Raw genomic sequence first — 25,816 nt, 5'->3', positions numbered from 1 at the left:
CCTGGGGGTACCTCCCAGGCTCTTCGGGCCCTGGGGGAGGCACGACTGCCCGCAGCTGGGGCGGCATGACTGCCCGCAGCTACGTGGGTGTGACTTACGCACGGCGGCGTGCCTGCCAGGTGGCTGCCGCTGCGAGGAGGGCCACCGCCGCGATGCCGGCTATCAGGCCCACTGACGGGCCACCCGAGTCGGTCGAGCTGCTCTTCTCCTCCGCCGAAGCAGGGGCCTTCTCCGACGAGACCTGTTCCCCGCAGCCCTTCTCCGGGTAGCCCGATATCGCGCACAGCAGGGCGTTGGTGTCGTAGCGGAGGGGCTTGGCGACCGAGGCCAGGGCCTCGGCCGTCGTGGCGTCCTCCGGGACCCGGGCGCAGGCCGTGCGGCCGACCGGCGGGGTTTCGCCGGACGGGGCGTCGGCGGGGGTGCCGAAGTCGATGACCAGGGCCACACGCTTCTCGCCGTCCTTGGCGGGGGTCTTCGCGCAGACGGTGCCGAAGTCGGACGTGCCGCGGGGCTTCGCCGCGTCGGCGGAGTCCTCGCTGACGGAGAAGCGGAAGCCCTGGACGTCGCCGTCGGAGGGGCGGGCGGTGGACGGGCCCTGGGTGGCGTACGTCCATGCCGTGCCGCTGTGCTCCCAGAAGGACCAGTAGCGGTAGCCGACGGCCTGGGCCTGGCCCGCGCCTGCAAGCAGGGGCAGGAGCGCGGCCAGGAACAGTACGGTGGCCCGGCGGATCACGGCTGCCGCTTCCTGCGGCCGCTGATCAGGAAGCCGATGCCGATACCGGCGACCAGGCAGACGCCGACGAACCACCAGACACCGAGGCCGGAGTCCGACTCGTCCTTCTTCTCTTCCTTCTCTTCCTTCGTCCCGGCCGCCTTCTCGGGGGCGGACGGGCCCGTCGCCGTCAGCTGCTTCACGAGGTCCGTGCCGCCGAAGGCGCGCGGGTCCGCGCCGGTGGCGTGGGCAGCGAAGATCAGCTGGGCGTAGGCGGCGGGGCCGCCCTGGGTGGCCCAGTCGGCGGCGTTCTTCTCCAGCCAGGCCAGGGACGTGCCGGCCTGCTCGGTGGCGCCCTGCGCGGCGAGCGCGACGACCGCGTCGGCGGTGTTGCCGTAGTCGGGCTGGTCCTCGGAGCCGGGGAGGGCGGAGACGAGGTGGCCGTCCTCGGCGAGGGCGCCGGTGAGGTACGCGGCGCCGTTGGCGGCGGCCTGCTCGGGGCTGTCCGCCTTCTCACAGGCGGCGTCCGCACCCGTGCCCTTGCCGGGTTCGGCGGCCAGGCCCACGCCCAGCGAACCGAGCACGCCCGCCGCCGTCGTGTCGGCGTTGGCGACCAGCTTGCCCTTCTTGTCCGGCTGGAAGGCGAACGCGCCCGCGCCGTCGCCCTCGCAGGGGAGCTCCAGCTTCAGCAGGGCGTCGTAGGGGGACTTGCCGTCCTTCTTGACCCCGGCAGGCTTCTCTCCGACGGCGGCGAGCGCGCCGATGACGACGGAGGTGGAGTTGGTGTCGCTGGCGCCGCCCGCGGTGTAGCCCCAGCCGCCGTCCTCGTTCTGCACGGACTTCAGCCAGCCGACGGCCTTCCTCGTCACGTCGTCGTGGCCGCCGAGCGCGGCGAGGGCCTGGACGGCGGCGGCGGTCTGGTTGGTGTCGACCATGGTCTTCGTGTCGCACGCCTTCGCGGTGTCGGCGCGGTACGGGGCGAAGGAACCGTCGGCGCACTGCTGGCCGGCCAGCCAGTCGACGGCGGCCATCGGCGGCTCGACGTCCACGGTGTGCTGCGCGAGCAGGGCGAGCGACTGGCGCCAGACGCCGTCGTACTGGGGATCGCCGTCGCCGTACAGGGCGGAGGGAAGCGGCGCCCGGGACGGCGACGGGGACGAGTCGGCGGCGGCCGGTGCGGCGGCGCCGATCACGGCGACGGCGGCCAGGACCGCGGCGCTGCGGCGGACATTCATGATCGGCGGGTGCCTCTCCCTGAAGAGGGCCGGGCAGCGCGGGACACCCCGGCGGCTCGGCTCCGTATACCTCGACGGTGCCCGTGCGCCGGCGGGCTGCCGGGCACGTGAGCCGGTCACGAACCGTTCGGGGCAGTCCGGCTCACCGTCCGGCGGACGGCTCACGGTTGCGGGTCAGCGCCGGAATTGCACCGGCTTCCCCCCGTACGGGTGTGATGACGACGCCGCCACTCTACCCGCCCGTAGGAAGGGGGCCCGGGGTGGCTTCGGGAGGCGGGAGAGGGAGGGGTCCGCGGCGTGACCGGGGTCACGGCGGGGGTGAGACGCGGCCCGCACCCGGGACCCTGGGAGGGCCGCGGGTGCGGGCCGGTGGCGGCGGGACGGTTCAGGAGGCCGTGCAGGCGCTCACCTGCGGCGGAGGCGCGGTGCCGCCGTTCACGGTGAAGCCGAAGCTGGTGGAGGCTCCGGCCGCGAGGGAGCCGTTCCAGCTGGGCCGGACCGTCATGACGTTCCCGCCGCTGTCCCAGGTGGGTGAGCCGTTCCACACCGTGAGGACCTTCTGCGGCGGCGTCATGGTGACGTTCACGCTCCACCCGGTGATCGGCGCGCTCCCCGCCGTGATCGTCACCTTTCCGTTGTAACCGCCGCTCCACTGCTCCGCCGTGGAGTAGGTGGCGGTGCAGGCGGCGTCCGGGTCACCGGGGCCGCCCGGGTCGCCGCCGCCGGGGGTGCCGCCGAGTGCGCTCAGCACGGCGTCGTACGCGGGCTTCTTGTTGTAGTTGTCGTCGAACAGCAGAGGGGTGCCGCTCGACCGCCACGAGTACTTGTCCGGGATGCCCCACACCGTGATGCCGGTGCAGCGGGTCACCGCCAGGCAGGCGCGTACGACATTGCCGTAGTCGGTGGCCTGGGCCTGGCCCGAGCCCTCGATGTCCAGTTCGGTGATCTGCACGTCGACCCCGAGGTCGGCGAAGCGCTGGAGGTTGGCCCGGTAGTCGGACGGGACGGGGGAGTTGGGGTTGAAGTGGGACTGGAAGCCCACGCAGTCGATCGGCACGCCACGGGACTTGAAGTCCCTGACCATGGTGTAGACGGCATTGCTCTTCGCGTTGACGCCGTCGGTGTTGTAGTCGTTGTAGCAGAGCTTGGCGTCCGGGTCGGCGGCGCGGGCGGTGCGGAAGGCCTCCTCGATGAAGCCGTTGCCCAGCTTGTCCTGGAAGGGCGAGCTGCGCCGGGCGCCGCTGTTTCCGTCCTGGAACGCCTCGTTGACCACGTCCCAGGAGTGGATCTCGCCCTTGTAGTGGGTCATGACCTGGGTGATGTGGTTGTTCATGGCCGACCGGAGGTCGCTCGCGCCGAGTCCGGAGACCCAGCCCGGAAGCTGGGAGTGCCAGACGAGGGTGTGGCCGCGGACATCCATGCCCCGGCTCTTGGCGTGGTCGAAGATCTGGTCGGCGCGGCTGAAGCTGAAGGAGCCGCGGCTCGGCTCGAGGGCGTCCCACTTCATCTCGTTCTCGGCCGTCACCGAGGTGAACTCGCGGTCGAGCGTGGCCACGTACTGCGCCTCGCCGAGGTGGTTCGCGGCGACGGCGGCGCCGAAGTAGCGGCCCTGCCCGGCCGCCGCCGCGCCCAGGGTGTCGGCGGCGTGGGCGGTGGTCTGGGGGAGTGCCGCGAGGGCGGTGACGGTGAGCAGGGCGGTGGTGGTGGCGCCGAGGGCGGCGCGCAGCCGGCCCCGGGTGCGGGGGCCGGCGCCTCCGGCTCTCGTCCTCGTTCGCCTTCTGATCATGCGCATGTCATCCCTTCTCCGGTGGGGTCCCGTTGGTGCGGATCGGCGGGCATGCAGTGCTGTGCGGTCGAACGAAAGTTTCGGACTCGGCTCCGAATTTCTGCGGAGACGATACGGACCACCGGGGAAGGGGTCAACCATGTGCGCGGGACGGCATGGGAGTTGGCCGAAGGTGCGTCACGGTCGGAGGCCGTCACCTGCGTCAAGGGAAAGCGGTCGAAAGTTTCGGTTCAGGTTGTGGCGTCGACGGCCTCCGGCGCCGTCAGGTCCATCAGCCGGCACGCCGTCTCTATGTCGACCCTCACCTGCGCGATGGAGGCGCGGCCCGAGAGCCAGGTGATCAGGGCCGAGTGCCAGGTGTGCCCGATGACGCGGACCGCCGCGAGCTGCTCCGGCGTCGGGTCGGTGAGCTCCATGGCGTCCAGGATGATCCTCGTGGTCTGCCGGGAGACCTGGTCGACCTCCGGGCTCACGCTGCGGTCCGCGAAGGTCAGGGCGCGCACCATCGCGTCCGCCAGGTGCGGCTCGCGCTGGAGTGCGCGGAAGGCCCGCATCAGGGTCTCCGCGGCCCGCTCGGCGGGGGTCTCACCGGCCGGCGGCTTCTTCCGCAGCGTCGCGTGCAGGTCCTCCAGCTGGTCCTGCATGGTGGCGACCAGCAGATGGATCTTGGACGGGAAGTAGCGGTACAGCGTGCCGAGGGCCACCTGGGAGGACTCCGCGACCTCGCGCATCTGCACCGCGTCGAAGCCGCCCCGGACGGCCAGCTGGGTGCACGCCCGGAGGATGCGGCGCCGGCGGGCCTCCTGCCGCTCGGTGAGCGCGGAGGCGGGGCCGGCGAGCGCGGGGGCCGGGCCGGGGCGCGCGGCGCCGGCTTCCGGCTTCGCCGCCTTGGCCACCTGGGTCCTGTGGGCTTCCGCGGGCATGGGTCCCGTCCGTGACAGTCGGTGAGGGTGGATGATCGGACAGCATGGCACGCCGTCCGCCGTGGCGTGAATCACCTGATCCACTGCTCACAGCGTCCCTACCTGCCGGTAGATTCGGATCCTCCGAACGATCAACTCTGAAACTTGTTCTAGGTTAGCGTCCCGGCGTAATGTCGCGGGACAGTGCAGGGAGAAGGGGGCCCAGAGTGACCGCTGAGGCCAGTCAGGCCGGGCCCTCGGCGGGGCCCGCATCCGACGGCTTGCGACCGCTCCGCATCGCACTCCTCACCTACAAGGGAAACCCGTTCTGCGGCGGCCAGGGCGTCTACGTACGTCACCTCTCCCGCGAACTCGCCCGCCTCGGGCACCGTGTCGAGGTCATCGGCGCCCAGCCCTACGCCGTGCTCGACGAGGGATACGACGGGCTCGGCCTCACCGAGCTGCCCAGCCTCGACCTCTACCGCCAGCCGGACCCCTTCCGCACCCCGGGGCGCGACGAGTACCGCGACTGGATCGACGCGCTCGAGGTCGGCACGATGTGGACCGGCGGCTTCCCCGAGCCGCTGACGTTCTCCCTGCGCGCCCGCCGCCACCTGCGCGCCCGGCGCGGCGACTTCGACGTGGTCCACGACAACCAGACGCTCGGCTACGGCCTCCTCGGCGACCTCGGCGCCCCCCTGGTGACCACCATCCACCACCCCATCACCGTCGACCGGCGCCTGGAGCTGGACGCCGCCGAGAACTGGAAGCGGCGGTACTCGGTGCGCCGCTGGTACGCCTTCACGCGCATGCAGAAGCGGGTGGCGCGCAGGCTGCCGTCCGTGCTCACCGTCTCCGGCACCTCGCGCCAGGAGATCGTCGAGGACCTCGGCGTACGGCAGGACCGCATCCACGTCGTCCACATCGGCGCCGACACCGACCTGTTCGCGCCGGATCCGTCGGTGGCGGTCGTGCCGGGCCGGATCGTGACCACGTCCAGCGCGGACGTGCCGCTGAAGGGCCTGGTCTTCCTCGTCGAGGCGCTGGCGAAGGTGCGGGCGGACCAGCCCGGCGCCCATCTCGTCGTGGTCGGCAAGCGGCCCACGGAGGGACCGGTCGCGCAGGCCGTGGAGCGGTACGGGCTCGAGGGCGCCGTCGAGTTCGTCAAGGGCATCTCGGACGCCGAACTGGTCGACCTCGTGCGCTCGGCGCAGGTCGCGTGCGTGCCGTCGCTGTACGAGGGCTTCTCCCTCCCGGCCGCCGAGGCCATGGCCACGGGCACCCCGCTGGTCGCCACGACCGGCGGAGCGATCCCCGAGGTCGCGGGCCGCGACGGGGAGACCTGTCTCGCCGTACCGCCCGGTGACGCGGGGGCGCTGGCCGCCGCGCTGAGCCGGCTGCTCGGCGACCCCGAACTGCGCGCGCGTCTCGGGGCGGCCGGACGCGAGCGGGTCCTGCGGCACTTCACCTGGGCCCGCGCGGCCGAGGGCACGGTGGCCCGCTACCGCGAGGCGATGGCGCGCGCGGCGCGACCGGCCCCGCGCGGCCCGGCCCCGGCGGACCCGGACCTCGCCCCCCTCGCGGACCCGGACCTCCTCCCCGGCACCCTCGCGGGCAGGGGCGCCGTCCCCGTGAACGCAGCCGACACCTCCGACCGCTCCGACCGCTCCGACCGTGAAAGCAGGGCCACGTGCTGACCGTCGACTTCTCCCGGTTCCCGCTCGCCCCGGGCGACCGTGTCCTGGACCTCGGATGCGGCGCCGGCCGGCACGCCTTCGAGTGCTACCGGCGCGGTGCCCGGGTCGTGGCGCTGGACCAGAACGGCGAGGAGATCCGCGAGGTCGCCAAGTGGTTCGCGGCGATGAAGGAGGCCGGGGAGGCACCCGCCGGGGCCACCGCCACCGCCATGGAGGGCGACGCCCTCGCCCTGCCCTTCCCCGACGAGTCCTTCGACGTCGTCATCATCTCCGAGGTGATGGAGCACATCCCCGACGACAAGGGCGTGCTCGCCGAGATGGTGCGGGTGCTCAGGCCCGGCGGCCGGATCGCCGTCACGGTGCCGCGCTACGGCCCGGAGAAGGTGTGCTGGGCGCTGTCCGACGCCTACCACGAGGTCGAGGGCGGCCACATCCGCATCTACCGGGCGGACGAACTGCTGGCGAAGATGCGCGAGGCGGGCCTGAGGCCGTACGGGTCCCACCACGCGCACGCGCTGCACTCGCCGTACTGGTGGCTCAAGTGCGCGTTCGGCGTGGACAACGACAAGGCGCTGCCGGTGCGGGCGTACCACAAGCTGCTGGTCTGGGACATCATGAAGAAGCCGCTGGCCACCCGGGTCGCGGAGCAGGCGCTGAACCCGCTGATCGGCAAGAGCTTCGTGGCCTACGCGACCAAGCCGCACCTGCCGCGCGCCGAGGCCGAGGCGGACGCCACGTGACGACCGCCCGGTCCCCGCGGACCGAACACCTCGTCCTGCCCGGGGTCCTGACGGCCGACCAGGCCGCCGCGACCGTCGCCGGCATCCTCGCCGTGCAGCGGGAGGACGGTGCGATCCCCTGGTTCCGCGGGCACCACCTCGACCCGTGGGACCACGTCGAGGCGGCGATGGCGCTGGACACGGCGGGCGAGCACGAGGCCGCCGGGCGGGCGTACCTGTGGCTGTCCCGGCACCAGTTGGCGGACGGCTCCTGGTACGCGGCCTACGCCGACGGCGACCCGCTCGACGTCACCGACCGGGGCCGGGAGACGAACTTCGTCGCCTACATCGCGGTCGGGGTGTGGCACCACTACCTCTCCACGGGCGACGACACGTTCCTCGACCGCATGTGGCCCGCCGTGTGCGCGGCGGTGGAGTTCGTGCTGCGGCTGCAGCAGCCCGGCGGGCAGATCGGCTGGCGGCGCGACGACGACGGCACGCCCACGGCGGACGCGCTGCTCACCGGCTCCTCCTCCGTCCACCACGCGCTGCGCTGTGCCCTGGCCATCGCCGAGCAGCGCGAAGAACCGCAGCCCGACTGGGAGTTGGCGGCGGGTGCGCTGCGGCACGCGATCCGGCGCCACCCGGAGCGGTTCCTGGACAAGGACCGCTACTCGATGGACTGGTACTACCCGGTGCTCGGCGGCGCGCTGACCGGTGCCGAGGCCAAGGCGCGCATCGAGGAGGGCTGGGACCGGTTCGTCGTGCCCGGACTCGGGGTGCGCTGTGTGGTGCCCAACCCGTGGGTGACGGGCGGTGAGTCGGCCGAACTCGCCCTGGCGCTCTGGGCGATGGGCGAGTCCGACCGTGCGCTGGAGGTGCTCCAGTCGATCCGGCACCTGCGCGATCCGGAGAGCGGCCTGTACTGGACGGGGTACGTCTTCGACGACGACGCGGTCTGGCCGCGCGAGCTGACGACGTGGACGGCCGGCTCGCTGCTGCTGGCCGTCGCCGCGCTCGGCGGGCACGAGCCCACCTGCGCGGTCTTCGGCGGCGACCACCTGCCCAGGGGCCTTGACCCGGACTGCTGCACGCTCGCCTGAGCCGGCCCCCCGCGGGGGACCGGCCCGGTGCGGGTCAGTGCCGGCGCAGGCGGCCGGCGATGGCGTGGCCGATGAACAGGTAGACCACGGCGGCGAGTCCGTAGCCGGCGACGACCCGGGCCCATGCCTCGTCGAACGTGAACAGGTCACGCGACCAGGCGGCGAGCCAGTTGGCCGTCTCATGGACGAACTGGACCAGGTCGTTGGCCCGGTTGGCGTCCAGCAGGTACATCAGAATCCACAGTCCGAGGATGACGGCCATGATGTCCGCGATCACCGCGATGACCGTCCCCGCGGAGGTGGAACCAGAGCGATATCGAGGGGACATACCTTCCGACTGGCCCCGAACGGCCGGTTGAAACCAGGAACGCCCGGGGCCGGTGCGGAAGTTCGGCGGTGGCCCGGTTCACCGGTGGGTGAGCAGCAGCCGCCAGGCCTCCGGGCCGCGCTGCTGGTACTCCACCGAGAAGACACCGGGGTGCCGGTCCTCGATCTGCCGCAGCAGCGGCAGCGGGTCGTGCGGCGCCACGAGCAGCATGGCCCGCCCGGCCGGTACGGCACCGAGCGCGCCGAAGACCGTCGCGTGACGCAGCGCGTGCGGCACCTCCCGGACGTCGAGTTCGGGCACGTCGGCGTCGTCCGATCCACCGCATCCGCACGTCCCGCCACAACCGCCGCCCGCGGACTCCTCCGTGGCCTCCTCGTCCCCGCCGAGCAGTTCGTGCATGCCCGCCAGCAGGTCGGCGAGGGAGATGTCCGGGGCCGCGGCGAGCGGCGGCAGGACGAGGGTGTTCTCCTTCTCCAGGTGTTCCTCGAAGAGGACCTGGAGCGCCCGGCCGTCGGCCGCCGCCCGAACCGCTGAGCCGGTCTCCCGCAGCGCGCCGACCAGCGCCGTCAGCCTGCGGTGCTCGGCGAGCATGCCGTCGATCAGGAGGCGGGCCTCGGGCAGCTCGCGGGCGGCGGCGTAGAAGGTGCCCTCCTCGGCGACCGCGTGCGGGATCAGGTCCTTGTCGCAGAAGGCGACCAGTCCGGAGCGGACCTCGTCCGCCTCGGCCGGGTCGCGGTCCGCCGCGGCGATCAGCATGGCCACCCGTCCGGCCAGCTCACCGGCCAGCTGGGCGTGATGCGCCTCGACGGCTTCGACGGCCGCCGCGTCCTTGGGGTCCGATGCGAGGGTGAGAGTGCTCATGAGGGGGCCGTTCCTTCCAGCCGTCGACGACCCGTCCGATCGGTGCGGGCCGATGTCTGCAATATAGTACGGACATGACCGTGGAAAATAACGGACCGCTTCCCGGCAGCGGATCGCAGCGCGTCCCGCTGTCCCGGCAGCGGCGCGGTGTCCTGCAGTACCTGCGCGGCCAGTCCGGTCCCGTCACCGCCACCGCCCTCGCCCAGGTGTGCGCGCTGCACGTCAACACCGTCCGCGAGCACCTGGACGCCCTGGTGGAGGACGGTCTGGCGGCCCGCGAGCGGTCCGCCCCCGCCGGACGCGGCCGGCCCGCCTGGCGCTACCGGGCCCGCCCGCCGCAGGAGTCCCCCGCCCGGGAGTACGCCGGGCTCGCCGCCGTACTGGCCGCGCGGATCGCCCGTACCAGCGCCGATCCGCGCGCGGACGCGCTTGCCGCGGGCGAGGACTGGGGGCACGTCCTGACCACCGGGCAGGAGCCGTCGGCGGATCCGCGTGAGGCGCGGAGGCGGCTGCTGGACCTCCTCGGGGAGATCGGCTTCGCACCGGAGGCGGACCCGGAGGCGCGCCGCGTCCGGCTGCCGCGCTGCCCGTTCGTCGAGACGGCCCGCGAGCACCCCGGCGTCGTCTGCGGCGTCCACGAGGGGCTGGCCAGGGCGGCCCTCGCCGCCCTGGGGAAGGACCCCCAGGAGGTGGAACTCCTCCCCTTCGCCGAACCGGACGCCTGCCGCCTCCACCTGGCCACCGGCGGCCTCGCGCCGGACGCCGGCCACGCGTCGAGCACCCCGCCGGGTCCCGGCCGCGCGTCGAGGACCGGCTCCGCGCCGGGTCCCGGCCACGCGTCGAGCACCGGCCGCCGGGTCCCGGCCACGCGTCGAGCACCGGCTCCGCGCCGGGTCCCGGCCACGCGTCGAGCACCGGCTCCGCGCCGGGTCCCGGCCACGCGTCGAGCACCGGCTCCGCGCCGGGTGCCGGCCACGCGTCGAGGACCGGCTCCGCGCCGGGTGCCGGCCACGCGTCGAGGACCGGCTCCGCGCCGGGTGCCGGCCGCGCGTCGAGCACCCCGCCGGGTGCCGGCCACGCGTCGAGCACGGGCTCCGCGCCGGGTGCCGGCCGCGCGTCGAGCACCCCGCCGGGTGCCGGCCGCGCGTCGAGCACCCCGCCGGGTGCCGGCCACGCGTCGAGCACGGGCTCCGCGCCGGGTGCCGGCCGCGCGTCGAGCACCCCGCCGGGTGCCGGCCACGCGTCGAGCACCCCGCCGGGTCCCGGCCGCGCGTCGAGCACCCCGCCGGGTCCCGGCCGCGCGTCGAGGACCGGCTCCGCGCCGGATGCCGGCCACGCGTCGAGCACCCCGCCGGGTCCCGGCCACGCGTCGAGGACCGGCTCCGAGCCGGATGCCGGCCGCGTCCCGGACGCCGGGGCTCCGCCGATCACCGGGACCTCCGCGAACGCCGTCCCCGCGCGGGACACCGGCTCCGCGCCGGATATCGACCGCGCGCCGGGCACCGGGACCCCACCGGTCACCGGCTCCGCGCCCCAGCGGCGGAGCGGTACCGAGGCCGGGGGGACCTCGTGAGCCCCGTCGGTCCGGCCGCCCGGCGTGCGGGTGCCCGGCGGGCGCCCCTGCTGCTGGCCGCCGGGGTCTGTCTGCTCGCCGGTCTCGACGCCGCCCTCGTGCTGCTCGGCCTCCCCGCCCCCGTCACCAGCGACCGCCTGCCCCAGGTGCACGGGGTGCTGCTCGTGCTGGGCTTCGCCGGGACGCTGGTGGCGCTGGAACGCGCGGTCGCCCTGGGCGCCCGGTGGTCCTACCTCGCCCCCGCCGCCCTCGGTGCCGGGGGCCTGCTGTTGCTCACTCCCGTGGACCTCACCGTCCCCCGGCTGCTGCTCGTCGCCGGCACCGCCCTCCTGACCGCGCTGTACGTGCGCTTCTGGCGCCGCCAGCCGAGCGCCGCCCTGCTCGCGCAGGCCGCCGGCGCCGTGTCGGCACTCGGCGCCGCACTGCTGTGGCTGGGCGGCCTCGACGTCCCGCGCATGCTGCCCTGGCTGGTCGCCTTCCTCGTGCTGACCATCGCGGGGGAGCGGCTCGAACTCGCCCGGGTGGCCGCCCTGGCACCCCGCGCCGAGCCGGCCTTCCTGGCCTGCGCCGGCGCCGTCGTCACCGGCGTCGTCACCACCCTGATGTGGCCGGCCACGGGCACGCTGCTCCTCGGCGCCGCCCTGCTCGCCCTGGTCGCGTGGCTCGTCGTGCACGATGTCGCCCGCCGGCTGCTGCGCTCCACGGGACTGCCCCGCTTCACCGCCGCCTGCCTGCTCGCCGGATACGCGTGGCTGGGCCTCGCCGGCGCCCTGTGGCTGCTGGGCGGCCCGGCCGTCGACGGGAGCCGCTACGACGCCGTCGTACACGCCGTGTTCCTCGGCTTCGTGATGTCGATGATCATGGCGCACGCCCCGGTGATCCTGCCCGCCGTACTGCGCCGCCCGCTGCCGTACCACCCCGGGCTCGCGGTGGCGGCCTGGCTGCTGCACGGCTCCCTCGCCCTGCGCGTGGTGGTCGGTGACCTGCGGGACGTCCGAGGGGCCTGGCAGCTCGGCGGGGCCCTCAACATCGCCGCGGTCCTGCTGTTCGTCCTGACGGCGGCGGCCTCCTCCGTGGCGGCCACCCGACGCGCCCCCGCCCCCGATCCCGCCCCCGCCCCCGCCCCTGTCTCCGCCGACCCGAGGGACCCAAGGTGACCACGCAGCTGTCCTCCCCCACGGCGAGCGGACCCGCTCCGAAGCCCCCCGGACGCTCACCGCGCGCGCTGTGGCATCTCGGTGTCAACGCCGTCGTGGTGGCCTGGCTCGCGCTGTTCGCCGTGGTCGGGAGCGCCCACCACTTCCTGCCGCACGCCTCCTGGCTGCTGGTGCACACCCTGCTGCTCGGGGCGGTCACCAACGCCGTCGTCATCTGGTCGGGGCACTTCGCCGCGTCCGTGCTCCGGCTGCCGGAGGCCAACCGGGGCGCCCCCGCCGCCCTGCGGCTGGTCTGCCTGAACGCCGGGGCCGTCACCGTGATCGGCGGCATGTTCTTCGACCGGTGGCCCGTCGTGCTGGTCGGCGGGAGCCTGGTCGCGGCCGCCGTCACCGCCCACGCCGTGTGGCTGGTCCGGCTCATGCGCCGGGCGCTGCCCGGCCGGTTCACCATGACCGTGCGCTACTACACGGCCGCCGCCGCCCTGCTGCCCTTCGGCGCCGCGCTGGGCGTCGTCATGGCCCGCGGTGAGCTCGGCGGTGATCTCTCCGACCGGCTGCTGATCGCACACGAGATGATCAACCTGCTCGGCTGGGTCGGCCTCACCGTGGCCGGAACGCTGATCACCCTGTGGCCGACGATGCTGCGCACCCGGGTGGCCGACGGCGCGGAACGGGCCGGGCGCAGTGCCCTCCCCGTGCTGCTCGCCGGCCTCGGCGCGGCCGTCGCCGCCGCGCTGCTCGGGCCCCCGGCGCTGGCCGCTCCCGGCGTCGCCGGCTACGCCGCCGGGCTCGTCGTCGCCGGCATCCCGTGGGTGCGCGAGGCCCGGGCGAAGGCTCCGCGCTCCTTCGCCGCCTGGTCGGTGGCCGCGGGCAGCCTCTGGCTCGCCGGATCGCTGCTGGTCCTGGCCGGCATCCTCCTGTCCACCACGTCCTGGATCACGGTCGCCGAACGCACGTCGCTGCTGACCGCGCCGCTCGCCGCCGGTTGGATCGCCCAAGTACTGCTCGGCGCCCTCAGCTTCCTCGTCCCCGTGGTCCTGGGCGGCGGCCCCGCGGCCGTGCGCGCCGCCACCACCCGGCTCGAACGGGCCTGGCCCGCCCGGCTCACCATCACCAACGCCGCGCTGCTGCTCTGCGTCCTGCCGGTGCCGTCCGTGGTGCGGGTGGTGTGCTCCGTGCTGCTGCTGGTGATGCTGCTGTGCTTCCTCGTCCTGCTGGTGCTCACGGTCGTACGGAGCCTGCGGAACCGCCGGAACCAGGCTGCCGCATCCGCATCCGCGGACGCGCCCGCGGCCCCGCACCGGGTGCTCGGGGGCGTGGCCCTGGGGCTCGCGGTCGTGATGCTGGCCGTCGCGGGCGGTGGCGCGGCGGACGTGCGCTCGCTGCCGCTCGTGGAACGGTCCGCCGCGACGGGCGCGGACGGCGGGGAGGTGCCGCCGACCGGGCGCACCACGACGGTCGACGTGACGATCCGCGGCATGCGGTTCTCCCCGGCCTCCGTCGAGGTGCCCGCGGGCGACCGCCTGGTGATCGAGCTGCGCAACACCGGCACCGACACGCACGACCTGGTCCTGGAGAGCGGCGCCCGCACCGACCGGCTCGCCCCCGGCAAGCGGGCGACGCTGGACGCGGGCGTCGTCGGACGGGACCTGGAGGGCTGGTGCTCGGTGGTCGGGCACCGGCAGATGGGCATGGTCTTCGGGGTGCGGGTCACCGACGACGGCGGGACCGCCCGGGACCGTCCGACTGCCCGGGACGACGAAGCCGCCCAGGACGACGGCACCGCACACGACCACAGCGGGACGACGCCCGAAGGCGCGGGCGCGTCCGCCGCGGACGCCTTCGACCCGATGGCCGAACCCGCCGACGGCTTCACCGCCCGCGACGCCCAGCTGCCGCCCGCGCGGGACACGTCCGGCCCTCGCCTGCACAAGCGCACCCTCACCGTGAAGGAGGCGGAGGCGGACGTCGCCCCCGGCGTACGGCAGACGCTGTGGACCTTCGACGGAACGGCCCCCGGGCCCGTGCTGCGCGGCCGCGTCGGTGACACCTTCGAGATCACGCTCGTCAACGACGGGAGCATCGGCCACTCCGTCGACTTCCACGCCGGGGCCCTGGCACCGGACGGGCCGATGCGCACCATCCAGCCCGGCGAGGAACTGACGTACCGCTTCACGGCGACCCGCAGCGGGGTGTGGATGTACCACTGCTCGACCATGCCGATGTCCCTGCACATCGCCAACGGCATGTTCGGCGCGGTCGTCATCGACCCGCCCGGGCTGCCGCGGGTGGACCGTGAATACCTGCTCGTCCAGTCGGAGTTCTACCTCGGCGAGCAGAACGGCACGGCCGACGCCGGCAAGGTGAAGGCCCAGGAGCCCGACATGGTCGCCTTCAACGGGTACGCCAACCAGTACGACCACGACCCGCTGACGGCGAGGGCCGGCGAACGCGTACGGATCTGGGTGCTGACGGCGGGACCGAACGTGCCGAGCGCCTTCCACGTCGTTGGGGGGCAGTTCGACACGGTGTTCCGTGAGGGCGCCTACGAGCTGCGGCCGGGCGGTCCGGAACGCGAGGGCGCACAGGTCCTCGATCTCGCCCCGGCCTCGGGCGGTTTCGTCGAGCTGACCCTGCCCGAAGCGGGCACCTACCCGTTCGTCACGCACATCATGAGCGACGCGGAACGCGGCGCGCACGGCGTCCTCCGCGTGCGCTGACACGGCAACGGCCCCCCGCCCGCGGGGGCGAGGGGCCGTGACGAGGACGGGACGGGAATCAGCCGCGCTGGATGCCCGAGGTGTCCTGGAGGACGCCGCGACGGCCGTCCTGCGTCTGCGCGACGAGCACCTGACCGCGCTGCTCGACCGCCAGGTACCAGGTGCCGGGGGCGAGTTCGGCGATCGGGGTGGGCGAGCCGTCCTCCGGGAACAGCGGCCGCGGCACCGGCACGGCGAACCAGAACGGCGAGAAGTCACCGGCGGGCGCCGGGGCGGCGGGCTGGCCCTGCGGCTGGCCCGGGAAGGGCTGCTGCCCCGGCTGACCGGGCTGGCCCGGCTGCGGCTGACCACCGAAGGAGGCCTGCTGCTGCGGCGCACCCGCGCCCGGGTAGCCGTAACCGCCGGGCGGCTGGGCGCCGTAGGGCTGCGGCGCCGCGGGACGGGCGGCCGGGAGGAGGGCACCCTTGAGGGCGGGCACCAGGGGCGTGGCGACGGCGGCGGCGGCCATGACGAGCGTGGCGACGAGGGCCAGGATCAGACCCGTGCCGGCGCCGATGTCGTCGGAGAAGCCCCCTTCACCGTCGAATCCGCCGGTCGGGTCGAAGATGTTGCCGAGCGCGCACCAGGCGGCGAACACCGTGAAGGCGACGCCGAACTGGCCGAGTTCGAGGCCGGCGACCTTGCGCGGCTGCGGCAGTCCCCGGGACACGACGACGAGCGCGGCGCCGATGATGCCCGCCAGCACGACTCCGAGCACCACCGGCCCGCTGTCCCAAAGGCTGGGGATGTCCGCGCTGTCCGGGGCGCCATCGATCGAGTAGAGATCGAGGAACGACGCGATGAACAGCAATACCGCTGCTCCGATCACCACGCCGTCGCCTCGAGTGAGGGAGCGGATATTCACTTCAGGTCCTTCGTAGGTCGTCTCGTCGTCGGAAGAGGCGTCGCTGTCACCATGTCGCCCGAAGGGTCCGGTGCGAAGCGCGGGGGTGGCCCCTGATCGTACGGACGACACTATCGTCCGTACGATCGGGCTGTCCGCCCGGATCAGCGCGCCGATCCCTGCCCGCGCAGGAAACTCACGATTCCGCCGGAAATCCCTTGCGCCGCCTTCTGCCGCCAGGCACCGCTGGTCAGCAGCGCCGCGTCCTTGCTATCGCGCATGTTGCCGCACTCGATGAACACCTTGGGAACCGTTGACAGATTGAGACCGCCGAGGTCCTCACGCGTGACGAGACCGGTACCGCCGCCGACGTAGTTGGAGGGCGCGCTGCCGGTGACCCGCACGAAGGTGCCCGCGATGCGCTCACCGAGTTCGCGCGAGGACCCGACGATGGGACGGGTGTCGGCCGCACCGGCGTTCACGGCGCCCGGGAGGATCACGTGGAAGCCGCGGTTCCCGGTGCCGGAGCCGTCCGCGTGGATCGAGACGACGGCGTCGGCCTTCGCCCTGTTGCCGATCCGGGCCCGCTCGTCCACGCACGGCCCGAACGGCCGGTCGGCGTCCTGCGTCAGCCGCACGGTGGCGCCCTGCTTCTCGAGGAGCGTGCGCATCCGGTGGGCGACGTCGAGGGTGAACTCGGCCTCGGTGTACCCGTCGTTGGTGGACGTGCCGGTGGTGTCGCACTCCTTGTGGTTCGTCCCGATGTCCACCTGGCGGTTGATCTCGGTCGTGTGCCGGAAGTTGCCCGGGTTGTGCCCCGGGTCGATGACGACGACCCTGCCCTTGAGGGGGCCGGACGCGGCGGGCGCGGAGGCCGAGGGGGACGCCGCCGTGGCGGAGGCGCCGGGCTTCTCGTCCTCGGGACCGGCGGACGGCGACCCGCTCCCGGACGAGGGCGACGGCGCACGGGAGGAGGCCGACGCGGACGACGGGGAGCCCGCGGCCCCCTCGTCGCCGCCCGATCCGCCCGCGGCCGCGTACACCGCCCACCCGAGCAACGCCCCGGGCACGAGCGCGGCGAGCGCCACGGTCAGGGGGCGGCGCCGGGACCGCGGGGGCGGGGGTGGATCGAAGCCGGGACCTGTGTACGACACGCAGTCACCCTAGCGCCGGGCCTCAGATGCCCGTGCCCGTGCGGCGCAGGACGCGCAGGGAGCCGGTCGCCGAGACCTCGGTGAACGCGCCGGACGCGAGGGCGCGGAGGTGGACGCGGTAGGGGGCCTGCCCGGTGAACTCGTCCACCGGGTCGGGGAAGACGTCGTGGATGACCAGCAGGCCGCCCTCGGCGACGTGCGGGGCCCAGCCCTCGTAGTCGGCGGTGGCGTGCTCGTCGGTGTGGCCGCCGTCGACGAAGACGAGGGCGAGCGGGGAGTTCCACAGGGCGGCGACGCGGGGGGAGCGGCCGACCAGGGCGACCACGTGGTCCTCCAGACCCGCCCGGTGCAGGGCGCGGCGGAAGGTGGGCAGGGTGTCCATCAGGCCGAGTCCGGGGTCGACGGTCTCCGGGTCGTGGTAGTCCCAGCCGGGCTGCTGCTCCTCGCTGCCGCGGTGGTGGTCCACGGTGAGCGCGGTGACACCGGCCGCGCGGGCCGCGTCGGCGAGCAGGATCGTGGAGCGGCCGCAGTAGGTGCCGATCTCCAGGAGGGGCAGCCCCAGCCGGCCGGCCTCGGCCGCCGCCGCGTACAGGGCCAGGCCCTCGTCCACGGGCATGAAGCCCTTCGCCGCCTCGAACGCGGCCATGATCCCGGGCTCGGGTGCCATCGACATGGGGCCTGCCATCGGCATGGGGCTTGCCTCTTCCGGGGTCGTCCGTGTGTGCACGCGCCCATGCTGCCGTACCCCTCGCCCGGCCGCGCGACAGGGGTACCGGCGGGTAACCGGCGTGGGGCACCCGCCCGCTTGCCCGGCCGGCGGGTGGGGCGCCGGCGTCAGGCGGAGACCGTCTCGCCCGGCAGGGACAGGTCCAGGTCGACCGGGTGCGGGCCGCCCGCGTGGGTGGCGGGGGAGGCGAGCGGGGCGTGCCCGGCCGCCCGGGCGGACAGGACGTACGGGCCCCGCGCGGGGACGGGGAGGGCGTAACCGCCGTCGTCGGCGGAGACGGTGGCACCCGCGCGGCGGCCGCGCCGGTCGGTCAGGGTGACCTCGGCGCGGGCGACCGGGACCCCGGCCGCGTCCAGGACGCGGCCCCGGAAGCCGCGCAGCGCCGCCTGGGCGCGCTCCAGGTTCTCGTCCTCCTCGCCGCTCGCCCGCAGTTGCGGGTGCGCCGACGGGCGGCCGGACGGCAGGAACAGGGCGAGGGCCAGGCCCACCGCCACGGCCGCCGTCGCGATCACGAAGGAGAGGCGGAAGCCGTGCAGGGTCGGGATCTCCACCCCGCCCACGGTGTCCGCCGTGTTCGCCAGCACCATGCCGATGACGGCGCTCGACACCGACGTGCCGATGGAACGCATCAGGGTGTTGAGGCCGTTCGCCGCGCCGGTCTCCGACGCCGGGACCGCGCCGATGATCAGCGCGGGCAGGGAGGAGTAGGCGAGGCCGATGCCCGCGCCGAGGACCACGGAGGTGACGACGGTCTGCCAGGCGGCGTTCATCAGGCCGAGACCGCCGGCGTAGCCGGCCGCGATGATCAGCAGGCCCAGGATGAGGGTGGTCTTCGGGCCGTACCGGGCGGACAGGCGGGCGTAGACGGGTGCCGTGAACATCATCGTCAGGCCCAGCGGGGCCACGCACAGGCCCGCGACGACCATCGACTGGCCGAGCCCGTGACCGGTGGAGGCGGGGAGCTGCAGCAGTTGCGGGAGGACCAGCGAGACGACGAAGAAGGAGACGCCGACCATGATCGACGCGAGGTTGGTGAGCAGGACCTCGCGGCGGGCGGTGGTGCGCAGGTCCACCAGCGGGGCGGCGACGCGCAGTTCCATCACGCCCCACAGGAGGAGGACCGTGGCCGCCGCGCCGAGCAGGCCCAGCGTGGTGCCGGAGGTCCAGCCCCAGTCGCCGCCCTTGGAGACGGGGAGCAGGAGCAGCACAAGACCGGCGGACAGGCCCAGCGCGCCCGGCAGGTCGAAGGTGCCAGGGGCGCGCACCGGGGACTCCGGTACGACGGCCAGGGTGAGGGCGATGGCGAGGACGCCGAGGCCCGCGGCGCCGAAGTAGAGGACGTGCCAGTCGGAGTACTGGGCGACCAGCGCGGCGGCGGGCAGGGCGAGACCGCCGCCGACCCCTATGGAGGAGCTCATCAGCGCCATCGCGGAGCCCAGCCGCTCGCGCGGCAGCATGTCGCGCATGAGGCCGATGCCGAGGGGGATGGCGCCCATCGCGACGCCCTGGAGCGTGCGGCCGGCGATCATCAGCAGCAGGTCGCTGGTGAGCGCGCTGACCAGCGCGCCCACCACCATCACGGCGAGGCTGGCGACCAGCATGCGCCGCTTGCCGTGGAGGTCGCCGAGCCGGCCCATGATCGGGGTGGACACGGCGCCGGACAGCAGGGTCGAGGTCAAAACCCAGGTGGCGTCGGCGGGGGAGGTGTCGAGCAGGAGCGGCAGGTCCTTGATGACCGGGACCAGCAGGGTCTGCATCACCGCGACGACGATGCCCGCGAAGGCGAGCACCGGGACCACGGCCCCGCCCGCTCTGCCGGAAGGACGGTCGGACGTCGTCTGGGTCATGAAGGGTGCCTCCGGGGCCGGCCGTTCCAGTGGATACGTGCAGATCGAACCCCGTACACCGAGGCAACTATTCCGATGCTTTGGCACACTAACGAATTCTTGACCGTTCCTTGGCCTTCGGCGCCGCGGCGCGGTCCCTCGGAGCGGGCGCCCGCCTAAGCCGGGGGGCCGAGGCCGCGTCGGCCGAAATGCCGATGCGGCGCACGCGGGCCGGTTGAGAGCATGGCATCCATGCTCGAAGCCACCGGCACCGCCCGCACGCCCGTCCGTACCTCACCCCCCACGTGGCTGGTGGTGGCGCTCGCCTGCGCCGGGCAGTTCCTCGTCGTCCTCGACATCTCCGTGGTGAACGTCGCGCTGCCGTCCGTGCGGACCGGGCTGGGACTCGACGAGCAGGGACTGCAGTGGGTGGTGAACGCGTACGCCATCGCCTTCGCGGGCTTCATGCTGCTCGGCGGACGCGCCGGTGACCTCTACGGGCGCAAGCGCATGTTCCTCGTCGGCCTCGGCCTGTTCACGCTGGCCTCGCTGGCGGGCGGGCTGGCCCAGGAGGGCTGGCAGCTGCTGCTGGCGCGGGCGGTGCAGGGGCTGGGCGCGGCCGTGCTGGCGCCCTCCACGCTCACCATCGTCACCTCGGCCGTGCCGGAGGGCGCGGCACGTGCCCGGGCCATCGCGACCTGGACGGCCGTCGGGGCGGGCGGCGGCGCGGCCGGCGGGTTCGTCGGCGGGGTGCTGGTGGACGCGCTGTCGTGGCGGTGGGTGCTGCTGATCAACGTGCCGGTCGGAGCGGTGGTGCTGGCCGGGGCCGCCCGGTGGCTGGCGGAGAGCCGGGCCGGTGACCGGCGGCGGCTCGACCTTCCGGGCGCGGTGCTGGTGACGGCCGGTCTCGCCACGCTGGCGTGCGGCATCTCGCAGACCGAGGCCGAGGGCTGGACGGCGGGTGCCACCCTGGTGCCGCTGTGCGCCGGGCTCGCCCTGATCGCGCTCTTCCTCCTCGTCGAGGCGCGGGCCAAGGCCCCGCTGATGCCGCTCGGGCTGCTGCGGCTGCGGTCGGTGGCGTCGGCGAACGTGGCGATGTTCCTCAGCGGCTCCGCGATGTTCTGCATGTGGTTCTTCATGACCCTGTACGCGCAGAACGTCCTCGGCTACAGCCCGCTCGAGGCGGGCCTCGCCCTGGTGCCGAGCTCCCTCGCCGTGGTCCTCGGCTCCAAGCTCGCGCCCCGCCTGATGCGTACGGCGGGACCGCGCGCGGTGGCGGTGCTCGGCACGGTGGTCGCGCTGGCCGGCTTCGGCTGGCAGTCGACGATGACCGCGGACGGGGCGTATCTCACCGCGATCATGTTCCCCGGCATCCTGATGATGCTGGGCGCGGGCCTGGCCGGCACCCCGCTCGCCGCACTGGCCACGTCCGGCGCGGCCCCCGAGGAGGCCGGCCTGGTCTCCGGCCTGATCAACACCTCCCGCACGATGGGCGGCTCCCTCGGCCTCGCCGTCATGTCCACCATCGCGGCGGCCCACACGGCGGGAGTCCGGACACCGCAGGCCCTCACGGAGGGCTACGCGCTGGTGTTCGGCACGGGGACCGCCGTGCTGGCGTTCGGGGCGGTGCTGATGTGGGTGTGGCTGCCGCGGCGAACGGCCGAATCGCCGTAGCCCGCCGGACCGTGGGGAGCCGAGTCGGCCCGCCGGACCGTAGGCAACCGAGTCGGCCCGCCGGGTCGGGGGGAGCCGAGTTGGCCCGCCGGGTCAGGGGGAGCCGAGTTGGCCCGCCGGATCGTGGGCAACCGAGTCGGCCCGCCGGACCGTGGGCAACCGAGTCGGCCCGCCGGACCGTAGGGAGCCGAGTCGGCCCGCCGGACCGTGGGCAACCGAGTCGGCCCGTCCGGCACCTCGACGCCGCCGGACGCCGTCCGGCCGTCGTCACCGGCGACGGCGCGCGTGACCGGCCTGCCCGGGGCCGGTCACAGCCGGACCCGGGCGGGCCTCCGTGTGCGCGGGCGCCGGTCGTGCCGATGGCGGCCGCAAGGTGGCGCCGCCCCGAAGACGGGGCGGTGGCGGGCCCGCACGGCGCCGCACGGCCGCCTGTACGGTCTCCGGCGGGACCCGTGTCCCGGCCGGCCCGGCCGGCGGGCGCCGGGCCCGCGCCACACAGGGCGTCCGCGCCCTCCGGTGATCAGGAGACACATGCCCCTCGACGCAGCCGCGGCGCTCGCCGCCCCGCCCCGGACCCACGCCATCTCCTGGACCGCCGGGGACGTCCTGCTCTACCACCTCGGCATCGGCGCGGGCCGGCCCGCCACCGACCCCGGCGAACTCCGCTACACCCTGGAGTCCCGGCTGCACGTCCTGCCGAGCTTCGCCACCGTCGCGGGCGGCGGACCGCCCGGAGTGATCGCCGGGCTGTCCGTGCCCGGCGTCGACGTCGACCTCGCCCGCGTCCTGCACGGCGGGCAGTCGCTCACCGTGCACCGGCCCCTGCCCGCCGAGGGCACCGCCACCACCACCGACCGGATCACCGCCGTGTACGACAAGGGCACGGCGGCCGTCCTCGTCCTGCGCACCGAGGCCGCCGACGCCGACGGCCCGCTGTGGTCCTGCGACGCGGAGATCTACGTACGCGGTGAGGGCGGCTGGGGCGGTGACCGCGGCCCGTCCGTGCGGCGCGAGGCGCCCGCGGGCCCGCCGGAGCGGACCTGCGACCTGACCGTCCGGGAGGACCAGGCACTGCTCTACCGCCTCTCCGGAGACCTCAACCCCCTGCACGCCGACCCCGCGTTCGCGGCCCGCGCCGGATTCCCCCGTCCCGTCCTGCACGGGCTGTGCACCTACGGCATGACGCTCAAGGCGGTCGTCGACACGCTGCTCGACGGTGACGTCACCCGCGTCCGCTCCTGCACCACCCGGTTCGCCGGGGTCGCGTACCCGGGCGAGACGCTGCGGATCCGGATGTGGCGCGGGGACGGACAGGTACGGGTGACCGTGAGCGCGGTCGAGCGGGGGGAGGCGCCGGTGCTCGCGGACACCGCCGTCGGGCACCGCTGAACCGGTGGACGGCGAACGGCCCCGCCCGTCGTCGTGCGACGGGCGGGGCCGTTCGTGGTGCGGTGCGGCCCACCGCCTGACGAGACGTCAGGCGGCCGACTCCGCGTGCTCGTTCTGCTCCGCCGGCCTGCGGTGACGGCCACGCGGGGACGTTTCGGTCTCCTGCGTGGAAACCGGTCCCCGGTGTCTGCCGTGCCCGGCGGCGGCCTGCCCGTCCTCGACGGACTGCGCCTGATGCGTACTGACGTCGTTCATCGGAAGGAATTCACCCCGTAAACATGATCTTTCCTACAACCGGGCGAGTCTAACCGGCACACCACGCCCCGGATCCAGGCGGCCACGCCGACCGCCGCTACTTCGTTACAAGCCGTCCCAGAGGCGCCTGTTGCAGGGGTACGGGCCGGGGTGCCGAGGAGGGCTCGGGAGGGTGCAGCGACACCGTCGGCCCCGCCGGGTGCGGCAGTTCACCGGGCCGGACCACCGACTCCCCGCCGGCCGCGCAGGGTTCACCGTCGTCCGCGGTCACCGGGAGGCCCACCGGCGGGCGGACGTCCAGACCCTCCGCCCGCCGCTCCTGCCCCGGCACCCTCAGGACGGCCACACCGCACGGCACCGACCGGTTGGCGTACGGCAGCCGCAGCGCCCCGTCGGCCGTCCACAGCCCGGTGCCGGTCAACCACCCCGCGGGCGCCGGGACATGACGCACCCGCCGCTCCGCCGGCCGCCACACCCCGACCCAGCTGCCGAGCGCGCCGTCGACGCGCAGCGCCACCGCGCAGCCCTCCGGCGTCAGCATCTGGCCCGGCTGGACGGCGAACGGCGTCACCGTGCAGTCCGGCAGCCTCAGGCACTCCGGGAACCGCACCGGCAGCGTGCTGCCCAGCACCCCCCAGCCCAGCCGGTCCCGCCCGGGGGAGGGCGCGTCCGAGCGGATCAGCAGCAGCCCGCTGTCCGGGTCGGCGAGCAGCACCCGGTCGTCGCTCCCGTCGGCGATCTGCAGCAGCGGCGAGACCTCACCGCCGCGCCCCAGGTCCACCACGACCGCCTTGGTGCACCCGCCGGCCTCCCGGTCCAGGGCCAGCATCCGCCCCGTCCGGTCCAGCCACACCCCGCCCGAGCAGCGGCCCGGCACCTCGGCGACCCGCTCGGGCCCGAACGCGCCGCCCGCCACCAGCCACACCGCCGCCGACCGCGGGCCCACGGCGAGGGCGTACGCCCGCCTCCCGTCCGGCGCGGGCGGCAGCAGCCGCAGCCGGGTCTCCTCGTCCGGGCACTCGACCGCGCCCAGCGGCAGCTCACCGGTGCCGGGGCCGGCCGGGTAGAGAAGGGAGAAGGCGTGCCTCCCGTCCACCGGCCGGTGGATGAGGACCCGCCCGTCGCTCAGCGGCTGCACCTCCGTGCCGGGTTCCTCGGGCTGGTTGCCGGGCAGCGGTACGGCGTAGGGCTCGGGGCCGTCCAGGGTCCAGCGCTCCGGGAAGAGGGAGTCGCCGGCGAGGGCGAGGCGTGCGGCGTAGCAGCCGTCCGCGGTGATGGCGCAGCCCGCCCGCCCGGCTCCGTCCTCGCGTCCCGCCGCAGGTTCGATGGCACAGACCGTCATCGTTCGGTCACCTCCGGTGACGAACGGTAGTTTTCACCTCCGCGGGCCGGGGACGGGTGGGCCCCCGCTTCACACGTAAGGGTGCTCCAGGAACGATTCACCTGAGGAAGGGGAGGGGGCTGTGCTCCCCGGAGCCGGTACTGCCGTGCGAAACAGCCAGGTAGCCTTGCAACCGTGCCCCGTCTGTCAGAAGTCATCGCCGCGCTGGAGAACCTGTGGCCCGCCGAGCGGGCCGAGTCCTGGGACGCGGTCGGCACCGTCGTGGGCGAGCCCGACCAGGAGGTCACGCGGGTCCTGTTCGCCGTCGACCCGGTCCGGGAGACCGTCGACGAGGCGGTGAAGCTGGACGCCGACCTGCTCGTCACCCACCACCCGCTCTACCTGCGCGGCACGACCACGGTCGCGGCCTCCACCTTCAAGGGCCGCGTGGTGCACACCCTCATCAAGAACGACATCGCGCTGCACGTCGCCCACACCAACGCCGACACCGCCGACCCGGGCGTCTCCGACGCCCTCGCCGGCGCGCTGGACCTCAGGGTCGTCGGACCCCTCGTGCCGGACCCGTCCGACCCCGAGGGCCGCCGCGGACTGGGCCGCGTGTGCGAGCTCGACCATCCGCTGACCGTCCGCGAACTCGCGGCCCGCGCCGCCGAACGGCTCCCCGCGACCGCGCAGGGCATCCGCGTCGCCGGCGACCCGGACGCGCCCGTCCGCACGGTCGCCGTCAGCGGCGGCTCCGGCGACAGCCTGTTCGACCACGTCCGGGCCGCCGGCGTGGACGCCTTCCTCACCGCGGACCTGCGCCACCACCCGGCGTCCGAGGCCCGCGCCCAGAGCCCCCTCGCGCTGCTCGACGCGGCGCACTGGGCCACCGAATGGCCCTGGTGCGAGCTGGCCGCAGCCCAGCTCGACGAGATCTCCGACCGTCACGGGTGGGACCTGAGGGTCCACGTCTCCAGGACGGTCACCGACCCCTGGACCGCCCACGCGGCGTCCAGCGCCACCACCGATACATCTGGAGCCCCCAACTGAACGCCGCGTCCGCCGACCAGATCCGACTCCTCGACGTCCAGGACCTCGACGTCCGCCTCCAGCAGCTCGCCCACAAGCGCCGGTCGCTGCCCGAGCACGCCGAGATCGAGTCGCTGAACCGGGACCTCACCCAGCTGCGCGACCTGCTCGTCGCCGCGCAGACCGAGGAGAGCGACTGCGCCCGCGAGCAGACCAAGGCCGAGCAGGACGTCGACCAGGTGCGCCAGCGCGCCGCCCGCGACCAGAAGCGCCTCGACTCCGGTGCCGTCTCCTCGCCCAAGGACCTGGAGAACCTCCAGCGCGAGATCACCTCCCTCGCCAAGCGGCAGGGAGACCTCGAGGACGTCGTCCTGGAGGTCATGGAGCGCCGCGAGTCCGCGCAGGAGCGGGTCGCCGAACTGACCGAGCGGGTCGGCTCCGTGCAGGGGCGGATCGACGACGCGACCGCGCGCCGGGACGCCGCCGTCGAGGAGATCGACGGCGAGGTCGCCTCGATCACGAAGGAGCGCGAGGTCGTCGCCGGCTCCGTGCCCGCCCCGCTGCTGAGCCTGTACGACAAGCTGCGCGGGCAGCAGGGCGGCATCGGCGCGGCGAAGCTGTACGCCCGCACCTGCCAGGGCTGCCGCCAGGAGCTCGCCATCACCGAGCTGAACGAGATCCGTTCCGCCGCCCCCGACACGGTGGTGCGCTGCGAGAACTGCCGGCGCATCCTGGTGCGCACGTCGGAGTCGGGCCTGTAGG

The 25,816-nt window shown here is 74.4% G+C and carries 21 protein-coding genes and 1 pseudogene; 10 read left to right on the top strand and 12 right to left on the bottom strand.

What is annotated here, in order from left to right:
• Positions 1–94: 94 nt before the first annotated feature.
• The 4 genes from F1615_RS16275 to F1615_RS16260 form a co-directional block, all read right to left on the bottom strand.
• Complete coding sequence (locus F1615_RS16275) at positions 95–733, bottom strand: SCO2322 family protein (protein ID WP_149549696.1); 639 nt, start codon at positions 731–733, stop codon at positions 95–97.
• On the bottom strand, positions 730–1,947 hold the full coding sequence (locus F1615_RS16270) for a prenyltransferase/squalene oxidase repeat-containing protein (RefSeq protein ID WP_149549695.1): 1,218 nt from the start codon (positions 1,945–1,947) through the stop codon (positions 730–732). The genes F1615_RS16275 and F1615_RS16270 overlap by 4 nt, the downstream gene beginning before the upstream one ends.
• A 385-nt stretch (positions 1,948–2,332) precedes the next feature.
• Positions 2,333–3,739 (bottom strand): endo-1,4-beta-xylanase, encoded by a 1,407-nt coding sequence (locus F1615_RS16265; RefSeq protein ID WP_425385646.1) that lies wholly within the window; start codon positions 3,737–3,739, stop codon positions 2,333–2,335.
• 224 nt (positions 3,740–3,963) lie between these two features.
• Positions 3,964–4,656: a TetR family transcriptional regulator gene (locus tag F1615_RS16260; RefSeq protein WP_149549693.1), complete on the bottom strand. Its 693-nt coding sequence runs from the start codon at positions 4,654–4,656 to the stop codon at positions 3,964–3,966.
• A 206-nt stretch (positions 4,657–4,862) separates the two neighbouring features.
• Between F1615_RS16260 and F1615_RS16255 the strand changes: the two genes are divergently transcribed.
• Genes F1615_RS16255 through F1615_RS16245 form a run of 3 tightly spaced genes read left to right on the top strand, consistent with a single transcriptional unit; the run spans position 4,863 to position 8,154 of the window.
• Complete coding sequence (locus tag F1615_RS16255; protein ID WP_149549692.1) at positions 4,863–6,332, top strand: glycosyltransferase family 4 protein; 1,470 nt, start codon at positions 4,863–4,865, stop codon at positions 6,330–6,332.
• Positions 6,326–7,072, top strand: a complete 747-nt coding sequence (locus tag F1615_RS16250) for a class I SAM-dependent methyltransferase (RefSeq protein ID WP_149549691.1) — start codon at positions 6,326–6,328, stop codon at positions 7,070–7,072. Before F1615_RS16255 ends, F1615_RS16250 begins: the two co-directional genes overlap by 7 nt.
• A complete protein-coding gene (locus tag F1615_RS16245) occupies positions 7,069–8,154 on the top strand; it encodes a prenyltransferase (protein WP_149549690.1) in 1,086 nt (361 codons plus the stop codon). The genes F1615_RS16250 and F1615_RS16245 overlap by 4 nt, the downstream gene beginning before the upstream one ends.
• 34 nt (positions 8,155–8,188) lie before the next feature.
• Here the strand turns inward: F1615_RS16245 and F1615_RS16240 are convergent, their stop codons facing one another.
• Positions 8,189–8,482, bottom strand: coding sequence for a hypothetical protein (locus tag F1615_RS16240; RefSeq protein WP_149549689.1), 294 nt, complete (start codon positions 8,480–8,482; stop codon positions 8,189–8,191).
• A 78-nt stretch (positions 8,483–8,560) separates the two neighbouring features.
• Positions 8,561–9,343, bottom strand: a complete 783-nt coding sequence (locus F1615_RS16235; protein WP_149549688.1) for a DUF2249 domain-containing protein — start codon at positions 9,341–9,343, stop codon at positions 8,561–8,563.
• Between the two features lie 74 nt (positions 9,344–9,417).
• Here F1615_RS16235 and F1615_RS37120 point away from each other — a divergent pair.
• The 3 genes and pseudogenes from F1615_RS37120 to F1615_RS16220 all read left to right on the top strand — a co-directional run.
• Positions 9,418–9,555, top strand: a pseudogene (locus F1615_RS37120) (hypothetical protein); the annotation flags it as partial.
• A 1,357-nt stretch (positions 9,556–10,912) separates the two neighbouring features.
• On the top strand, positions 10,913–12,073 hold the full coding sequence (locus tag F1615_RS16225; RefSeq protein WP_149549687.1) for a hypothetical protein: 1,161 nt from the start codon (positions 10,913–10,915) through the stop codon (positions 12,071–12,073).
• Positions 12,070–14,793 carry a multicopper oxidase domain-containing protein gene (locus F1615_RS16220; RefSeq protein ID WP_208818332.1) on the top strand — a complete coding sequence of 908 codons (2,724 nt, stop codon included), beginning with the start codon at positions 12,070–12,072 and terminating at the stop codon, positions 14,791–14,793. The genes F1615_RS16225 and F1615_RS16220 overlap by 4 nt, the downstream gene beginning before the upstream one ends.
• 58 nt (positions 14,794–14,851) lie before the next feature.
• Here the strand turns inward: F1615_RS16220 and F1615_RS16215 are convergent, their stop codons facing one another.
• The 4 genes from F1615_RS16215 to F1615_RS16200 form a co-directional block, all read right to left on the bottom strand.
• Positions 14,852–15,697, bottom strand: coding sequence for a DUF5336 domain-containing protein (locus F1615_RS16215; protein ID WP_149549686.1), 846 nt, complete (start codon positions 15,695–15,697; stop codon positions 14,852–14,854).
• A 143-nt stretch (positions 15,698–15,840) separates the two neighbouring features.
• A complete protein-coding gene (locus tag F1615_RS16210; protein ID WP_149549685.1) occupies positions 15,841–16,830 on the bottom strand; it encodes an N-acetylmuramoyl-L-alanine amidase in 990 nt (329 codons plus the stop codon).
• Between the two features lie 22 nt (positions 16,831–16,852).
• On the bottom strand, positions 16,853–17,503 hold the full coding sequence (locus F1615_RS16205) for a class I SAM-dependent methyltransferase (RefSeq protein ID WP_149549684.1): 651 nt from the start codon (positions 17,501–17,503) through the stop codon (positions 16,853–16,855).
• Positions 17,504–17,664: 161 nt separating this feature from the next.
• Positions 17,665–19,404 carry an MFS transporter gene (locus F1615_RS16200; protein WP_149549683.1) on the bottom strand — a complete coding sequence of 580 codons (1,740 nt, stop codon included), beginning with the start codon at positions 19,402–19,404 and terminating at the stop codon, positions 17,665–17,667.
• Positions 19,405–19,626: 222 nt separating this feature from the next.
• Here F1615_RS16200 and F1615_RS16195 point away from each other — a divergent pair, with 222 nt between their 5' ends.
• A complete protein-coding gene (locus F1615_RS16195) occupies positions 19,627–21,057 on the top strand; it encodes a DHA2 family efflux MFS transporter permease subunit (RefSeq protein ID WP_149549682.1) in 1,431 nt (476 codons plus the stop codon).
• Between the two features lie 531 nt (positions 21,058–21,588).
• On the top strand, positions 21,589–22,446 hold the full coding sequence (locus tag F1615_RS16190; protein WP_149549681.1) for a MaoC/PaaZ C-terminal domain-containing protein: 858 nt from the start codon (positions 21,589–21,591) through the stop codon (positions 22,444–22,446).
• Positions 22,447–22,533: 87 nt separating this feature from the next.
• Here F1615_RS16190 and F1615_RS35635 read toward each other — a convergent pair whose 3' ends face one another.
• Positions 22,534–22,701 carry a hypothetical protein gene (locus F1615_RS35635; RefSeq protein WP_167533768.1) on the bottom strand — a complete coding sequence of 56 codons (168 nt, stop codon included), beginning with the start codon at positions 22,699–22,701 and terminating at the stop codon, positions 22,534–22,536.
• Positions 22,702–22,798: 97 nt separating this feature from the next.
• Positions 22,799–24,043 carry a hypothetical protein gene (locus tag F1615_RS16185; protein WP_149549680.1) on the bottom strand — a complete coding sequence of 415 codons (1,245 nt, stop codon included), beginning with the start codon at positions 24,041–24,043 and terminating at the stop codon, positions 22,799–22,801.
• Between the two features lie 174 nt (positions 24,044–24,217).
• Here F1615_RS16185 and F1615_RS16180 point away from each other — a divergent pair, with 174 nt between their 5' ends.
• Both F1615_RS16180 and F1615_RS35940 read left to right on the top strand, forming a co-directional pair.
• Positions 24,218–25,075 carry a Nif3-like dinuclear metal center hexameric protein gene (locus F1615_RS16180; RefSeq protein ID WP_149549679.1) on the top strand — a complete coding sequence of 286 codons (858 nt, stop codon included), beginning with the start codon at positions 24,218–24,220 and terminating at the stop codon, positions 25,073–25,075.
• Positions 25,072–25,815 (top strand): zinc ribbon domain-containing protein, encoded by a 744-nt coding sequence (locus F1615_RS35940; RefSeq protein ID WP_208818338.1) that lies wholly within the window; start codon positions 25,072–25,074, stop codon positions 25,813–25,815. Before F1615_RS16180 ends, F1615_RS35940 begins: the two co-directional genes overlap by 4 nt.
• Position 25,816: the final 1 nt, after the last annotated feature.

Origin of the sequence: Streptomyces marokkonensis (assembly GCF_008312835.1) — a bacterium.
Lineage (GTDB): Bacteria > Actinomycetota > Actinomycetes > Streptomycetales > Streptomycetaceae > Streptomyces > Streptomyces marokkonensis_A.
This window is presented reverse-complemented; position numbering and strand designations above follow the sequence as displayed.

Bases quoted from the DNA above. Each gene is read 5' to 3' on its own strand.
- F1615_RS16205 (WP_149549684.1), bottom strand. From the start codon at position 17,503: ATGTCGATGGCACCCGAGCCCGGGATCATGGCCGCGTTCGAGGCGGCG.
- F1615_RS35635 (WP_167533768.1), bottom strand. From the start codon at position 22,701: ATGAACGACGTCAGTACGCATCAGGCGCAGTCCGTCGAGGACGGGCAG.
- F1615_RS16235 (WP_149549688.1), bottom strand. From the start codon at position 9,343: ATGAGCACTCTCACCCTCGCATCGGACCCCAAGGACGCGGCGGCCGTC.
- F1615_RS16265 (WP_425385646.1), bottom strand. From the start codon at position 3,739: ATGCGCATGATCAGAAGGCGAACGAGGACGAGAGCCGGAGGCGCCGGC.
- F1615_RS16195 (WP_149549682.1), top strand. From the start codon at position 19,627: ATGGCATCCATGCTCGAAGCCACCGGCACCGCCCGCACGCCCGTCCGT.
- F1615_RS16200 (WP_149549683.1), bottom strand. From the start codon at position 19,404: ATGACCCAGACGACGTCCGACCGTCCTTCCGGCAGAGCGGGCGGGGCC.
- F1615_RS16260 (WP_149549693.1), bottom strand. From the start codon at position 4,656: ATGCCCGCGGAAGCCCACAGGACCCAGGTGGCCAAGGCGGCGAAGCCG.
- F1615_RS16240 (WP_149549689.1), bottom strand. From the start codon at position 8,482: ATGTCCCCTCGATATCGCTCTGGTTCCACCTCCGCGGGGACGGTCATC.
- F1615_RS16270 (WP_149549695.1), bottom strand. From the start codon at position 1,947: ATGAATGTCCGCCGCAGCGCCGCGGTCCTGGCCGCCGTCGCCGTGATC.
- F1615_RS16190 (WP_149549681.1), top strand. From the start codon at position 21,589: ATGCCCCTCGACGCAGCCGCGGCGCTCGCCGCCCCGCCCCGGACCCAC.
- F1615_RS16185 (WP_149549680.1), bottom strand. From the start codon at position 24,043: ATGACGGTCTGTGCCATCGAACCTGCGGCGGGACGCGAGGACGGAGCC.